This window comes from Microbacterium longlingense (genome assembly GCF_058349825.2).
Genome location: NZ_JBYRJA020000006.1, coordinates 22,638 through 36,032 on the forward strand (window position 1 = coordinate 22,638; position 13,395 = coordinate 36,032).

17 protein-coding genes are annotated in these 13,395 nt (G+C 68.4%); 13 read left to right on the top strand and 4 right to left on the bottom strand.

The window, feature by feature from the left end; genetic code table 11:
* Positions 1-67: 67 nt before the first annotated feature.
* Positions 68-1,348, bottom strand: coding sequence for an exodeoxyribonuclease VII large subunit (gene xseA, locus AC3RXY_RS09845; RefSeq protein WP_491510740.1), 1,281 nt, complete (start codon positions 1,346-1,348; stop codon positions 68-70).
* Positions 1,349-1,475: 127 nt separating this feature from the next.
* Between xseA and AC3RXY_RS09850 the strand changes: the two genes are divergently transcribed.
* Both AC3RXY_RS09850 and AC3RXY_RS09855 read left to right on the top strand, forming a co-directional pair.
* On the top strand, positions 1,476-2,516 hold the full coding sequence (locus AC3RXY_RS09850; RefSeq protein WP_491510971.1) for a 4-hydroxy-3-methylbut-2-enyl diphosphate reductase: 1,041 nt from the start codon (positions 1,476-1,478) through the stop codon (positions 2,514-2,516).
* Between the two features lie 8 nt (positions 2,517-2,524).
* The gene (locus AC3RXY_RS09855; RefSeq protein WP_491510741.1) at positions 2,525-3,118 is read left to right on the top strand and encodes a DUF6264 family protein; all 594 of its coding nucleotides are present in this window, start codon (positions 2,525-2,527) and stop codon (positions 3,116-3,118) included.
* Between the two features lie 18 nt (positions 3,119-3,136).
* Here the strand turns inward: AC3RXY_RS09855 and AC3RXY_RS09860 are convergent, their stop codons facing one another.
* Positions 3,137-3,400, bottom strand: coding sequence for a putative antibiotic biosynthesis monooxygenase (locus AC3RXY_RS09860; RefSeq protein ID WP_491510742.1), 264 nt, complete (start codon positions 3,398-3,400; stop codon positions 3,137-3,139).
* Positions 3,401-3,493: 93 nt separating this feature from the next.
* On the opposite strand from AC3RXY_RS09860, the gene AC3RXY_RS09865 reads away from it, so the two are divergent.
* Positions 3,494-4,096: a TetR/AcrR family transcriptional regulator gene (locus tag AC3RXY_RS09865; RefSeq protein WP_491510743.1), complete on the top strand. Its 603-nt coding sequence runs from the start codon at positions 3,494-3,496 to the stop codon at positions 4,094-4,096.
* A gap of 94 nt (positions 4,097-4,190) precedes the next feature.
* Here AC3RXY_RS09865 and fbaA read toward each other — a convergent pair whose 3' ends face one another.
* Complete coding sequence (fbaA, locus tag AC3RXY_RS09870; RefSeq protein ID WP_491510744.1) at positions 4,191-5,219, bottom strand: class II fructose-bisphosphate aldolase; 1,029 nt, start codon at positions 5,217-5,219, stop codon at positions 4,191-4,193.
* A gap of 165 nt (positions 5,220-5,384) precedes the next feature.
* Between fbaA and glpX the strand changes: the two genes are divergently transcribed.
* A complete protein-coding gene (gene glpX, locus AC3RXY_RS09875) occupies positions 5,385-6,371 on the top strand; it encodes a class II fructose-bisphosphatase (RefSeq protein ID WP_491510745.1) in 987 nt (328 codons plus the stop codon).
* 20 nt (positions 6,372-6,391) lie between these two features.
* A complete protein-coding gene (locus tag AC3RXY_RS09880) occupies positions 6,392-6,613 on the top strand; it encodes a UDP-N-acetylmuramyl pentapeptide phosphotransferase (RefSeq protein ID WP_491510746.1) in 222 nt (73 codons plus the stop codon).
* A 61-nt stretch (positions 6,614-6,674) separates the two neighbouring features.
* Here AC3RXY_RS09880 and AC3RXY_RS09885 read toward each other — a convergent pair whose 3' ends face one another.
* Positions 6,675-7,931: a DNA recombination protein RmuC gene (locus tag AC3RXY_RS09885; protein ID WP_491510747.1), complete on the bottom strand. Its 1,257-nt coding sequence runs from the start codon at positions 7,929-7,931 to the stop codon at positions 6,675-6,677.
* Positions 7,932-8,156: 225 nt separating this feature from the next.
* Between AC3RXY_RS09885 and AC3RXY_RS09890 the strand changes: the two genes are divergently transcribed.
* From AC3RXY_RS09890 to AC3RXY_RS09925, 8 genes are all read left to right on the top strand, one after another.
* Positions 8,157-9,137: an NAD-dependent epimerase/dehydratase family protein gene (locus tag AC3RXY_RS09890; protein WP_491510748.1), complete on the top strand. Its 981-nt coding sequence runs from the start codon at positions 8,157-8,159 to the stop codon at positions 9,135-9,137.
* Positions 9,138-9,228: 91 nt separating this feature from the next.
* Complete coding sequence (gene ychF, locus AC3RXY_RS09895) at positions 9,229-10,302, top strand: redox-regulated ATPase YchF (RefSeq protein ID WP_491510749.1); 1,074 nt, start codon at positions 9,229-9,231, stop codon at positions 10,300-10,302.
* Positions 10,303-10,335: 33 nt separating this feature from the next.
* Entirely contained in the window at positions 10,336-10,617 is a 282-nt protein-coding gene (locus AC3RXY_RS09900) for a type II toxin-antitoxin system RelE/ParE family toxin (protein ID WP_491510750.1), read from the top strand.
* Positions 10,604-10,906, top strand: coding sequence for a HigA family addiction module antitoxin (locus AC3RXY_RS09905; RefSeq protein WP_491510751.1), 303 nt, complete (start codon positions 10,604-10,606; stop codon positions 10,904-10,906). Before AC3RXY_RS09900 ends, AC3RXY_RS09905 begins: the two co-directional genes overlap by 14 nt.
* A complete protein-coding gene (locus AC3RXY_RS09910; RefSeq protein ID WP_491510752.1) occupies positions 10,903-11,418 on the top strand; it encodes a GNAT family N-acetyltransferase in 516 nt (171 codons plus the stop codon). Before AC3RXY_RS09905 ends, AC3RXY_RS09910 begins: the two co-directional genes overlap by 4 nt.
* Before the next feature lie 128 nt (positions 11,419-11,546).
* Positions 11,547-12,095: a GNAT family N-acetyltransferase gene (locus AC3RXY_RS09915; RefSeq protein WP_491510753.1), complete on the top strand. Its 549-nt coding sequence runs from the start codon at positions 11,547-11,549 to the stop codon at positions 12,093-12,095.
* Positions 12,096-12,192: 97 nt separating this feature from the next.
* Positions 12,193-12,750: a HepT-like ribonuclease domain-containing protein gene (locus AC3RXY_RS09920; RefSeq protein ID WP_491510754.1), complete on the top strand. Its 558-nt coding sequence runs from the start codon at positions 12,193-12,195 to the stop codon at positions 12,748-12,750.
* Positions 12,696-13,202, top strand: a complete 507-nt coding sequence (locus AC3RXY_RS09925; RefSeq protein WP_491510755.1) for an AAA family ATPase — start codon at positions 12,696-12,698, stop codon at positions 13,200-13,202. Before AC3RXY_RS09920 ends, AC3RXY_RS09925 begins: the two co-directional genes overlap by 55 nt.
* The last annotated feature ends 193 nt before the right edge of the window (positions 13,203-13,395 follow it).

Genomic DNA, 13,395 nt, shown 5'->3' on the forward strand with positions numbered 1-13,395 from the left:
AGGGGCCCCCGCTGACAGGGCATGCCGGGCTGTGACCGATCTCCCGCCGTCGGACGGATGCCGCGTCTCAGCCCGTCGGATCCTCGGCGACCTCGCCCCGAGAGACCGCCGAGACCGAGCCGCGATCGAGTGTGAGGGTGAGCGGGGTGCCGTCGGGGGCGTCCGCGGCATCGCGAACGATCACGCCGCCCGCCCGGTGCACGATCGCATAACCGCGCGCCAGGGTCGCGGCGGGGGAGAGGGCGCGCAGAGATGCGGTGAGCTCGGCGGTCTCGCGGGAGGCGCGGTCCAGCAGCCGCGTCATGACATCGCGTCCGCGGCTGACGGCCAGCCACACCTCCTGCGCGCGACCGGAGATGATCGGCTCGGGGGAGCGCAGCGATGGGCGCGAGCGCAGCTGCTCGAGCTGGGCGATGTCGTGCCCGATGCGCTGCGACAGCCGAGACGTCGCGCGGGCGCGCAGCTGGGCGACGATCGCGCGCTGCTCACCGACGTCGGGCACGACGCGCTTGGCGGCGTCGGTCGGCGTCGATGCGCGGAGGTCGGCCACATCGTCCAGCAGGGGGTGGTCGTTCTCGTGGCCGATGGCGCTGACCACCGGGGTGGATGCCGCGGCGACAGCGCGCACGAGTCGCTCATCGCTGAAGCCGAGGAGCGTCTGCGGGTCGCCGCCGCCGCGGGCGATGACAATGACGTCCACGGCGGGGTCGGCGTCCAGGCGTTCCAGGGCGGCGACCACCTCCGGCACGCAACGGTCGCCCTGTACGGCGACGTGCTCGGTGCGGAACCGCACCTGCGGCCAGCGCAGCTCGGCGTTGCGGTGCACATCCTTCTCGGCATCGGACCGCTCACCGGTGATGAGGCCGATCGTGTGCGGCAGGAAAGGCAGCGGTCGCTTGCGGGCCGGATCGAAGAGCCCTTCCTGTCGCAGCTGCGCGCGCAGCCGTTCGAGGCGCTCCAGCTGCTCGCCGAGGCCCACGTGCTTCATCGCCGACACGACGAAGCCGAAATCGCCGCCCCGGGCGTAGTAGTCGGCCTTGACGCACGCGATCACGTGATCGCCGACGCCGATGTCCGCCGGGATGCGTGACCGCACGCTCGACCACACCCGGATCGAGATCGTGGCGTCGGACGAGGAGTCCTTCAGACGGGCGAAGACGCCGCTCGCCCGGATGTTCCAGCTCGTCACCTCGCCTTCCACCCACACCGAGTTCCAGCGTGAGACGAAATCGTGGATCGTGGCGTTCAGCCGGGCCACCGAGGTGGGCGTCTCCGGCGTCGAGTCACGCGGCGCGACCGCGTCGGGCGGCACGGGGCCGGGGCCGTCTGCCGGCTCGAAAGAGGTCATGCGGCGGGCTCTCGTCTCGTCGTCTGGGGTGCGCGCGGTTGCGGCGCGGGCGCTGTCATCCAGCCCCTCATCAGGAGCTCAGCCCTAGAATCAGAGCGTGGCCCCGACGTCTCTTCCCGTGCCCCGCCTGCGCCGATCCGGCGCGACGGCGGGCGGCGCGCGCCTTCAGGATAACCCTGTCGCCGGGCGCAAGCGCGTGCTCCTGGCCGCGCCCCGCGGTTACTGTGCCGGTGTCGACCGCGCCGTGGTCGCGGTCGAGAAGGCGCTGGACCGTTTTGGTGCGCCGGTGTATGTGCGCAAGCAGATCGTGCACAACATCCACGTGGTCACGGAGCTTGAGAAGAAGGGCGCGATCTTCGTCGACGAGGTCGACGAGGTGCCGGAGGGCGCCACGGTCGTCTTCAGCGCCCACGGCGTGGCACCCGCCGTCGTCTCGGCGGCCGAGGATCGTGGCCTGCAGGCGATCGACGCGACCTGTCCGCTGGTGACAAAGGTGCACCGCGAGGCTGTGCGCTTCGCGCGCGACGACTACGAGATCCTTCTCATCGGCCACACCGGCCACGAGGAGGTGGAGGGCACGGCGGGCGAGGCGCCAGACCACGTCACGATCGTCGGCTCGCCGGACGAGGCCGACACCGTCGCGGTCAAGGATCCCTCGAAGGTCGTGTGGCTCTCCCAGACCACGCTCTCCGTCGACGAGACCATGGAGACGGTGCGTCGCCTGCGCAGCCGCTTCCCTGAGCTGCAGGACCCGCCGTCCGACGATATCTGTTACGCCACGCAGAACCGCCAGGTGGCGATCAAGAAGGTCGCCAGCGAGGCAGATCTCGTGATCGTGGTGGGCTCGGCGAACTCGTCCAACAGCGTTCGTCTGGTCGAGGTCGCCCTCGAGCACGGGGCCCAGGCCGCCTACCGGATCGACTATGCAGACGAGGTGCGCCAGGAGTGGCTCGACGGTGTGCGCACCGTCGGCGTCACCAGCGGCGCATCGGTGCCGGAGGAGCTGGTGGAGGACGTCTTGGAAGCCCTCGCGGACGCCGGCTACCGCGACGTCGAGGAGGTGCGCACCGCGGAGGAGGACCTGATGTTCTCGCTCCCCAAGGAGCTGCGCCAGGATGCGGCGGGCAAGCGGGACGCCCGCGCACTCGGCGGCCGGGCCAGCGCATGAACGATCGCATGCCGCACGAGAGCTCGACGGGGGGCGATGCGGAACCGCCCCGCCCCGCGGAGGAGCCGCGCTCCCGCCCGCGGTACGGCGAGTACGCCACCCCCGATGAGCAGCGCGCCCGCATTGCCGAACCGGTGCCGGGCAATCCGTTGTTCGCGGCGCCGCCGCCCCCCGCTGCCGCTGCACCGCTCGCGTCGTCGGCTCCTGCGGCAGCGGCGGCGCCGCGCCGGCGCCCGGTCGACCGCTTCGTGACGATCGCCCTGCTCGTCTACGGCCTGATGACGGTGCTGGCCTCGGTCGCGTCATACCTGGACTACCCGGGGTTCATCGCGATCTTCCTCGAGACGATGGGCGTCGACGGTGCGCTCGCCGATCCGCCGTCCGGTCGCGTCTACGGGGTCGCCGCATCGGTCGTGCTCGCGGTCGGGTGGATGCTCACAGCGCTCGTGACGTGGCGCAGCCTGCGCGCCGGGCGGTTGAGCTGGTGGATCCCGGTGCTCGGGGGAGCGGTCTTCCCGCTGATCTCGGGCGGTCTGCTCGTCGTCCCGCTCATTCAGGACCCCGCGCTCTGGCAGCTCGTGCAGGACACGATCGGCGGCTGACCGGCGCCGCCGTATGGCTCAGCGGCGCCGCCGCATCGCACCGTATGCGCGCAAGAGCTGCGGGACGACGACGTAGACCGCGACGGGAACCACGACGAGGGTCAGGGCGAAGGCGCGCAGAACCGGGTGCCAGGTCTCGGTGAAGGGCGCCATCGCGAGCATGCCGATCGCGACGAGCGGGAAGATCGCGATCCAGGTGATGATCGCGCGGATGTGGACGCTGGGCATCGCGGGCGCCGGCGGCGCGGTCGGATGCTGGCCGGTGGACGGCTGGGCGTTCATCTGGACTCCAACTGTTTGTTTGGGATTCGGCACGACAGTACTCCTCTCGTTCCATAAAAACAACTGAACGGTTGGAGTTGCTACGCTGGGTTCATGGCCTGGGACACCGAGCGGACGCGGCGGATGCTGCTGGAGGCGGCGACCGCGGAGTTCAGCGAGTACGGTCCGGCCGGTGCGCGCATCGACCGTATCGCGCAGCGCGCCGGCATCAACAAAGAGCGCATCTATTCCTACTTCGGCCCCAAGGACGCGATCTTCGCGGCGGTGATCGCGAACGAGCTCGGCCGCGTCACCGCCGATGTCCCTCTCGACGGAGAGGGGCCGGAGGCGGTGGGGGACTATGCGGCCCGCCTGCTCGACCGCATCGAGGAGAAGCCGGAGATCGGGCGGCTGATGGCCTGGGAAGGGCTCGTCGAGGGCCGGAGCATCGCCGCGGGCATCGCGCGCCAGGAGCACTGCTGCGCGCGGATCCAGGTGCTCCAGCAGGTGCTCCCCGGCATCGACCAGGTCGAAGCGGGACAGCTGCTCCTGACGATCGTCACGCTCACCGACGGCTGGGCGGTCTTCCCCCAGCTCGGGGCGATGTTTCTCGGCGACGGAGCGGACGCGCGTGTCGCGCGGCGGGAGGCGATCCGTCGTCTGGCGACGCTCGCCGCGCGCGACGCGCTCGATCGGGCCGTCGCGTCAGAAGGATGACGGCGCCGACCCCGGTACGTCCCCGGCCTCAGGGCCGTCGGAGAACGCGAGAGGGGGCGGATGCCGTAGCACCCGCCCCCTCTCGTTCGCGATATCAGCTCTGCGACTGGCCGTAGGAGCCGAGCTGACGGGTGGCCTCGACCACGCGGGCGGCCATCGCCGTCTCGGCGACCTTGCCCCAGGCGCGCGGGTCGTAGACCTTCTTGTTGCCGACCTCGCCGTCGACCTTCAGAACACCCTCGTAGTTGCTGAACATGTAGCCGGCGACCGAACGCGTGAACGCGTACTGCGTGTCCGTGTCGATGTTCATCTTGATCACGCCGTTCGCCACCGCGAGGGCGATCTCCTCGTCGCTCGAGCCGCTGCCGCCGTGGAAGACGAGGTCGAGCGGCTTGGGGCCGGTGCCGAACTTCGCAGCGATTCCCTCCTGGATCTCGCCGAGCAGCTCGGGACGCAGCTTGACGTTGCCCGGCTTGTAGACCCCGTGCACGTTGCCGAACGTGAGGGCGGCGATGTACCGGCCCTGCTCGCCGAGTCCGAGCGCCTCGACGGCCTGGGCGACATCACCGGTGGTCGTGTAGAGGGCATCGTTGGACCCCTCGTGGCTCACACCGTCCTCCTCGCCGCCGACGACGCCGATCTCGACCTCGAGGATCGCGTTGATGTTCTTCATCAGCGGGAGGAGCTCCGCGGCGATCTGGATGTTCTCCTCGAGCGGCACGGCGGAGCCGTCCCACATGTGGGACTGGAAGATCGGGTTGCGGCCGGCGCGCACCTCTTCGGCGGATGCCTCGATGAGCGGGCGGACGAAGCCGTCCAGAGCGTCCTTCGGGCAGTGGTCGGTGTGCAGGGCGACCGTGATCGGGTAGCTCTTGGCGACCTCGTGCACGTAGCGGGCGAACGCCAGTGCGCCCGTCGCGCGGGCCTTCACGGTGTGGCCAGCGAAGTAGTCCGCACCGCCCGTGGTGACCTGGAGGATGCCGTCTGAGCCGGCTTCGGTGAGGCCCTGGAGCACGGCGTTGATGGTCTGCGAGCTCGAGACGTTGATCGCCGGATAGGCGAAACCTCCCGCCTTCGCGCGGTCGAGCATCTCGGCGTACTGTTCCGGGGTGGCGACGGGCATGGGCAATCTCCTGCCTGCGAGGGTGCGGTTTCACAGCAACTCTAGGGCGTGGGGCGCTCGCGGTGCGCGCGCTGGGAGGACGTGCACGCCGTTCTCGAATTTCCGCATTGTTGCATTTCTGCCGCGGAACGTGGGTCGGGGCCGGATGCTCGGTAGCATGGCCGCATGGTGAGCCTGACCGGGGACATGAGCCCCCTGCACCCTGACCGCAACCTCGCACTCGAGTTGGTGCGCGCCACGGAGGCAGCCGCGATCCGCGCCGTGCCGTGGATCGGTCGAGGCCAGAAGGAGAAGGCCGACGGCGCTGCCGTCGATGCCATGCGGGCGTTCCTCGGCACCGTCGCGTTCGACGGGTGCGTCGTGATCGGCGAGGGCGAGAAGGACAACGCCCCGATGCTCTTCAACGGCGAGCACGTCGGCACCGGCCGCGGTCCGAAGTGCGATATCGCGGTCGACCCGATCGACGGCACCACCCTCACCGCCGAAGGCCGCCAGAACGCGCTCTCGATGATCGCGGTCGCCGACCGCGGCGCGATGCTCGACGCGTCGAGCGTGTTCTACATGGACAAGCTCGTCACGGGCCCGGCAGGTGTCGGCGTCGTGGACATCCGCCTCCCGATCGCCGAGAACATCCGGCTGCTGGCGAAGTCGCTCGGCAAGCCGATCGACGAGCTGGTGGTCTCGGTGCTCAACCGTCCGCGCCACCAGCAGCTGATCCAGGAGATCCGCGATGCCGGAGCCGGAACCCGCCTGATGAGTGACGGCGACGTGGCGGGCGGCATCAACGCCGCACGCATCGGGGCGCGTACCGACATGTGCGTCGGGATCGGGGGCAGCCCGGAGGGCATCATCACCGCGTGCGCCATCAAGGCGCTCGGCGGGCACATCCAGGGCATCCTCAAGCCGGGCAACGAGGAGGAGCACCAGCGCGGTGTCGACGCCGGGCTCGATATGGAGAAGGTCTACGAAGCGGACGACCTCGTACGCGGCAACAACACGATCTTCGTGGCCACCGGTGTCACCGACGGTCAGCTGGTCAGCGGTGTGCGGCGCGAGGGCGACTTCGTGCACACCGAGAGCGTGGTGCTGCGCGGCGCCTCGGGCACTCTGCGTCGCATCGTTTCCGACCACGTGATCGAGAAGTGGTTCTGAGCCGGAACGGCGGAGGCATCATGACCGAGCAGAAGATCACGGACGCGGCCAAGGCCGGCGTCCCCGTCGTGACCGGGAGCCTCCCGATCGTCGAGTTCGATCCGGCTCGGCGCGCCGACGTGCTGTTCCGCGTGCGCCGCGCCGAGGGCCACGAGGCGAGCGTGTGGTGGAACATCGGTGCGTTCGCGGTGTTCTCCGGCACCGTCATCCTGCTGCTGAGTGTGCTGCCGGGCAACGCCTGAGACGCACGCCAGGTCCGGTGATGCGTCGTCGGGCCGGTGAGATCCGCCGGGCAGCCGGCGGTCAGTCCGCGGTGCGGTCGCGGACGTCTCCGACGTCGGCATGGCTCACGCTGCCGTGTGCTTCTGGCGCAGACGGGACGCCGTCGGCGAGGTCGAGAAGTTCGGGTGCGGTGAACCGGCGCGGCGTCGCCGTGACGGGGGAGACCTCGGGCGATGCGAGCCCCTCGGCATCGATGCCCGGAAACTTGCGTGCGGTCACGAGAACGCGTGTCTCCAGCGATCCCGCGAAGCGGTTGTAGCTGTCCACCGTGCGCTCGAGAGCACGGCGCAGGTCGTCGGCGTGACCGGCGAGCGTGCCCACGCGGTCGTAGAGCTGGGTGCCGAGGTCGAGCAGCGTCCGTGCCTCTGCGGAGAGCTCCTGCTGCGACCATGTGTGGGCGACCGTCTTCAGCACGGCCCACAGGTTCACCGGCGATGAGAGCGCCACCCGGCGGGAGAATGCGTGCTCGAGCAGCGTCGGATCGGCGTCGAGCGCGGCCGACAGCAGCGCCTCGCCGGGGAGGAAGCACACCACGAACTCCGGACTCTCCGCCAGGCCCGTCCAATAGGCCTTCTTGCCCAGGGCGTCGACGTGGGACCGGACCGCCTTCGCATGGCGCTGCAGCAGCTCGCGACGCCGCGGATCGGCATCCGGCAGGGCCGACGCTTCGAGGTAGGCGTCGAGCGGAGCTTTGGCGTCGACGGCGAGCGATGCGCCGCCCGCCAGGCGCACGACCATGTCCGGCCGGCCCGTTCCGTGATCCGAGGAGATCGAGGCCTGCTCATCGAAGTCGACATGACGCAGCAGCCCGGCGGCCTCCACGATGCGGCGCAGCTGCGCTTCACCCCACACGCCACGGGCGGTGGTCGATCGCATGGCGCCCGCGAGCGATTCTGTGGTGGCGCGCAGTGCTTCGTCAGCCTCCTGTGCGCGCCGCAGCTGCTCGGCGATCGCGCCGTACTGCACCTGCCGCTCGCGTTCGAGCTCGGCGACGGTGCCCTGCATTCGCTGGAGCGTGTCGCGGACCGGCGCGATCGCGGTGAGCACCGCGTTCTGCCGGCGCTCTCGGTCGACGGACTCCTGCTGTTGCGAGCGTGCATGAGCCACCGCATCGCGGTAGAGGTCGTGCTGCCGGTCGCGGTCTTCGCGCAGGGCCTCGGCGGATGCCTTCGCGTGCGCGAGGTCGGCTGCACCGCGTGCGGCGCGTGCGAACCATCCGGCTGCGACCCCCACGGCGAGAGCGACGACCATGAGCAGCACGATCTGCGGAGCATCCATATCGTCAGTGTGCCCTCGGCCACCGACATCGCGCGCCGCGTGCGTGCCGGGTGCGGCCCAGGGGCGCCGCTTGCGCGGCCTGCCCGCACATGTGCCGCACGTTCGCAGCGACTCGCGGCGAACGTATGACGGAGGTGCGCCTGTGCGAGCGTGGCTCACGGCGCGGGGGTTGCGCTGCCAACGAACGCGGCGGCCGGTCCGAGCGTCGTGCGCCATGCTGAGGCAATGGGACACGTGCTGGTGCTGGGAGGAACGGGCTGGCTGGGTCGCGAGGTCGTGGCCGCGCTGCTTCGTCGCGGGCATCGGGTGGTCTGCCTCGCGCGCGGCGAATCGGGCGCAGCGCCGGAGGGCGCTCACCTGATTCGTGCTGATCGCCGAGACCGTCGTGCCTATCTCGACGTCGCGCAGGACTGGGACGGGGTCATCGAGCTCGCGACCGACCCTGGGCTGATCTCGTCCGCATTGGACGCCCTCGCTGAGCGGGCCGAGCATTGGACGCTGGTCTCGAGCATCTCGGTCTACGGGCGCCCGGACGACGCCGGCGCCGCGATGACGATCGAGCCCGCCGACCTGTCCCGCTACCCAGACCAGAAGGCCGCGGCCGAACGCTCCTCCGCCGCGCGTCTCGGCGAGCGTCTCCTCATCGTTCGTCCCGGGCTGATCGTCGGTCCCGGCGACCCGAGCGATCGCTTCGGGTACTGGCCGGCGCGGTTCGCCCGGGGCGGCGATGTGCTGACGCCGATCGCGACCGGCCGGTGCGCGCAGGTCATCGATGTCGCCGACCTTGCGGATTGGATCGCGTCGGCCGCGGGGGAGAGCCAGACCGGAGAGGTCGATGCGGTCGGTCCGATCCGGGATCTGGGCGCTGTTCTCCGCGCGGCGCAGGAGGAGACCGGCTTCTCCGGCGACACCGTCGCGGTCTCCGACGACGAACTGCTGGCCCACGACGTGCGCGCCTGGGCTGGTCCGCGTTCCCTGCCTCTCTGGCTGCCCAGAGCAGACGAGTGGATCGTGCAGCGCGACGACGCGTCGTTCCGGGCGCGCGGCGGAACAACCCGCCCTCTCGCGCAGACCCTGCATCACGTCCTCGCTGACGAGGTGGCGCGCGGTATCGACCGGCCAAGACGGACCGGGCTGAGCGGAGCGGAGGAGGCCGCTGTCCTGAGATGCCTGCCGGACGGCTCCGCGCGTCCGCGATTGGTGTGAGCCCGGGATCCGGGCGGCCCGCCGCGTGCCGGGCTGGCGCGGGAGCACCCCGGCGCTCTCCCGGGAGACGCCGCCGGTAGACTTGTGGACCGTGGCTCTTACTATCGGGATCGTCGGCCTGCCGAATGTCGGCAAGTCCACTCTCTTCAACGCGCTGACCAAGAATGACGTGCTCGCGGCGAACTATCCGTTCGCGACCATCGAGCCGAACGTCGGTGTGGTGAATCTTCCCGACCCCCGCCTCGCTCAGCTCGCCGAGGTCTTCGGGAGTGAGCGGATCCTGCCGGCGACGGTGTCGTTCGTCGATATCGCCGGGATCGTCCGGGGTGCCAGCGAGGGGGAGGGCCTGGGCAACCAGTTCCTCGCCAATATCCGCGAGGCAGACGCCATCGCCCAGGTGGTTCGCGGTTTCGCCGACGGGGACGTCGTGCACGTCGAGGGCAAGGTCGACCCGGCCTCCGACATGGAGACCATCAATGCGGAGCTCATGCTCGCCGACCTGCAGACTCTCGAGAAGGCCATCCCGCGCTACGAGAAGGAGGTGCGCGGGAAGAAGCTCGACCCGAGCGTGCTCGATGCGGCGAACGCGGCGAAGGACGCCCTGGAGCGCGGCGTGCTGCTGTCGACCTCGGGACTCGATATCGGCCCGATCCGGGAGCTCGGCCTTCTCAGCGCCAAGCCGTTCCTGTTCGTCTTCAACGTCGATGAGGGCGTGCTCACCGACGACGCGCGCAAGGCGGAGCTCGCCGCTCTCGTGGCCCCCGCGCAGGCGGTCTTCCTGGACGCGAAGATCGAGTCGGAGCTCATCGATCTCGATCCGGAGGATGCCGCCGAGCTGCTCGCCTCGACGGGGCAGACCGAATCTGGTCTTGATCAGCTCGCCCGCATCGGCTTCGACACCCTCGGGCTGCAGACCTACCTCACCGCCGGCCCCAAGGAAGCCCGCGCGTGGACGATCGGCAAGGGCTGGAAGGCCCCGCAGGCCGCCGGTGTCATCCACACCGACTTCGAGAAGGGTTTCATCAAGGCCGAGGTGATCTCCTTCGACGACCTCATCGCGACCGGGTCCGTGCTCGAAGCCCGCGCGAAGGGCAAAGCGCGCATGGAGGGCAAGGACTACGTCATGCAGGACGGCGACGTGGTGGAGTTCAGATTTAACGTGTAGCGTTATTGACGCATCGCGTTATATGATCGTCGTGTGATCAGGTCGTTCGGGAGCAAGGACACCGAACGTCTGTGGCGTCGTGATCGCGTGCCGTCGATCGATCCTCGGATCCACTCGACAGCGTTGCGAAAACTGCGTCAGGTGGGGGCCGCCGAGAAGTTGGATGACCTTCGACTCCCGCCGGGAAACCGGCTCGAAGCGCTGAAAGGCGATCGTGCCGGTCAGCACAGCATCAGGATCAATGACCAATGGCGGATCTGCTTCGTGTGGACCGACGCTGGGCCAGAGGAGGTGGAGATCGTTGACTACCACTGAGAAGATTCCTCCGATTCACCCCGGTGAGGTTCTTATGGAGGACTTCATCAAGGCGTTCGAGATCACGCAGAACAAGCTCGCCGTCGCAATCGGAGTTCCGCCGCGGCGGATCAATGAGATCGTGCACGGTAAGCGCGGGATCACGGCCGACACGGCCCTTCGACTCGAGCGCTACTTCGGGGTCTCGGCGCAGTTCTGGCTCAATCTGCAGACGCGCTACGAGTTGGACCTGGCCGAGGACCGGGTCGCCGAGCAGATTGCGGCGATCACTCCGCTGAAGGTCGCGTGACTGATTTCGTGGCCTTTGAGCCGTCGGCGCGCGCCGAACGTGCTGGCGATTCACTCAGCATGCGACCGGCTACTTCTGCCGACATCGAAGCGCTGTCCGTCGTGATGGCAACTCGCGGCGGTGACATCGCCGCGTATCGCGAGCAGGCTCACACGCTCATTGAGCGGCTGCCGGTGCTGTCGGTCGCGGAGATCGATCGTGCGTTGGTCGGCTACAGCGGTGCGCAGCTGTTCGTGATCGAGCCTGGCAGAGATCCGGAATGGCTGATTGCGGGGCTCGCCGTTGTTCCCGCACACCGCCGGCGAGGAATCGCGGCTCGTCTGTTACAGGACGTGGTCGACAAGGTTCACCGTTCTGCAGTCGGGGAGCCGGTGTTCAGTGCGGTCAATGCGCAGAACCTCGCGTCCATCCAGCTTCACAAGGGTCTCGGATTCGAAGTGGTGCGGCGAGCGACGACATTCGCGCGCATCGAGTTCACCGGCGGCGAAGGCGTGCTGCTCAGGCGCGGATAGATGTCGCGCCGTGCCGCCGAGCCAGACCGCAAACGCTGACGCAACCCGGTGGAGTTCCGATTTAACGTGTGACCGACGCCGGTCGTTGAGCGAGCGAAGCGAGACGAAACGCAGGTAGCGTCGATCCGATGAACTCGACCATCCGTGTCGTCCGGCATCATGAGTTGACCCGCGGCGATCTCTCTGGACTACGGGCGCTGTTCGATGCGGAGTATCTCGATGAGTTCGGCGACTGGAATCCCGAACAGCCATACGGCTATGCGCCGTATGATGTCCACGTGATCGCTTCCCGCGGCGACGAGACGGTCGGTCATATCGGCTGGGCGCGCCGCCGTATCAGCGTGGGACAGCGGGACGTGGTGATCGCTGGCGTCGGTGGCGTTCTTGTCGCCGATACTGCTCGTGGTCTGCGGCTCGGCGAGCGGCTCATGCGTGAGGCTGTTGCGTCGATGAGGGACCCCGGTGATATCGAATTCGGCTACCTCGGATGCCGTGAAGAAGTCGTGCCGTTCTATGAGTCCTGCGGGTGGAAGCGCGTGGCCGCCGTCGAGCGGTCACTGAACCGGGCGGGCGTGCCGTCCACCGATCCGCCGGGTCCGCCACTTCTTGTCTTTCCATTGCACTCGTCGCCGGAGTGGCCCGACGGGGAGATCGACCTTCGAGGGCGGCCTTGGTGACCAGCGCACCGCTAACGCTGACGCAGTCCGGTGGAGTTCCGCTTCAACGTGTAGCCGACGCCCGCACCAAGCGGGTGACGCCAAATATTTTGGCGTCATGTGTGGCCCGGTAGCGACTTCTGAGACGCTCGTGCTCCGCGAGCTTCTTGAGGCGCGCGCGAGTGAGTTCCGAGAGCTCCTTGCGAGATATTCTGCGGTGAACCCGCGTCTCTTCGGGGCGGTCGCGCGCGGCAACGCCCACGGCAGCAACGACAATCTCGCTCAGCGCCGCGATCCGCAGAAGCGCATTGCGGACATCCTCGAGCCGGTGGAGAAGTGTCAGCGGTACTTCCGTGCGTTCGGCGAAGATCCTGAACTCGAGGAGATGGCGGCGGACGCGATCGAGCGCAACCTCCAGATCAGCGGTGAGGCGGCGAACCGCCTCCCCGCGGAGATCAAGGATGCGCATCCAGAGATCGCCTGGCCGCAGATTCGCGAGTTCCGGAACATTCTCGTGCACCATTTTTTGGCGTCGATATCGAGGTTGTGGGCGACGTTGTGGAGACTCATCTGCCGCCGCTCGCGGAGGCGCTCCGTTCGCACCGCGGCGAGGTCTGAGTCATGCCTCGAATCCTTGTCACGGGAATGTCCGGCGCGGGGAAGTCGACATTGCTGAATGAGTTGCGGCGCCGAGGCCATCTCGCCGTGGACACGGACTATGACGGTTGGGAGGTGCCCGGAAGCGGGTGGGACGAACCTCGCATGAACGCGCTTCTTTCCGATCATCCCGACATCGTCGTGTCTGGGACGGTTGAGAACCAAGGGATGTTCTATGACCGGTTCGATCACGTCGTGCTCCTCAGCGCACCTCTCGATGTGCTGATCGAACGCATCGCGCCGCGAACGAACAACCCGTATGGACAAACATCAGTGCAACGGGCAGAAGTGCGGCGATACGTGCGCGAGGTCGAGCCGCTCCTGCGTCGAGGGGCGACGATCGAACTTGACGGCCGCCGACCTGTCGCGGACCTTGCTGATGCTGTCGCGGCGTTGACGAGGCATGCTCATGAGCTGGTTGATGACGCCTATCCGTACCGTAACGGGGTGGAGTTCCGCTTGGACGTGTGATGGCTTCCGCCTCGACGTCTGCTCCGAGCAACTCGTGTCGTGGTGCCGCTGATGAATGTATCTTGATGTCGAGATAATTTGGGGCCAGAGATGAGCCGCCACCGCGTGCAGATCTCCCTGCCCGTGGTGGGGGTAACGAGGTGCGTCGCCGGCGGTGGCCCGAGAGGGCATCAATCTTCGCAGGCGCGCCTGG

Excerpts from the sequence above, each read along its gene's own strand:
- xseA (WP_491510740.1), bottom strand. The coding sequence starts at position 1,348 with ATGACCTCTTTCGAGCCGGCAGACGGCCCCGGCCCCGTGCCGCCCGAC.
- AC3RXY_RS09855 (WP_491510741.1), top strand. The coding sequence starts at position 2,525 with ATGCCGCACGAGAGCTCGACGGGGGGCGATGCGGAACCGCCCCGCCCC.
- AC3RXY_RS09860 (WP_491510742.1), bottom strand. The coding sequence starts at position 3,400 with ATGAACGCCCAGCCGTCCACCGGCCAGCATCCGACCGCGCCGCCGGCG.
- AC3RXY_RS09865 (WP_491510743.1), top strand. The coding sequence starts at position 3,494 with ATGGCCTGGGACACCGAGCGGACGCGGCGGATGCTGCTGGAGGCGGCG.
- fbaA (WP_491510744.1), bottom strand. The coding sequence starts at position 5,219 with ATGCCCGTCGCCACCCCGGAACAGTACGCCGAGATGCTCGACCGCGCG.
- glpX (WP_491510745.1), top strand. The coding sequence starts at position 5,385 with ATGGTGAGCCTGACCGGGGACATGAGCCCCCTGCACCCTGACCGCAAC.
- AC3RXY_RS09880 (WP_491510746.1), top strand. The coding sequence starts at position 6,392 with ATGACCGAGCAGAAGATCACGGACGCGGCCAAGGCCGGCGTCCCCGTC.
- AC3RXY_RS09885 (WP_491510747.1), bottom strand. The coding sequence starts at position 7,931 with ATGGATGCTCCGCAGATCGTGCTGCTCATGGTCGTCGCTCTCGCCGTG.
- AC3RXY_RS09890 (WP_491510748.1), top strand. The coding sequence starts at position 8,157 with ATGGGACACGTGCTGGTGCTGGGAGGAACGGGCTGGCTGGGTCGCGAG.
- AC3RXY_RS09915 (WP_491510753.1), top strand. The coding sequence starts at position 11,547 with ATGAACTCGACCATCCGTGTCGTCCGGCATCATGAGTTGACCCGCGGC.
- AC3RXY_RS09920 (WP_491510754.1), top strand. The coding sequence starts at position 12,193 with ATGTGTGGCCCGGTAGCGACTTCTGAGACGCTCGTGCTCCGCGAGCTT.
- AC3RXY_RS09925 (WP_491510755.1), top strand. The coding sequence starts at position 12,696 with ATGCCTCGAATCCTTGTCACGGGAATGTCCGGCGCGGGGAAGTCGACA.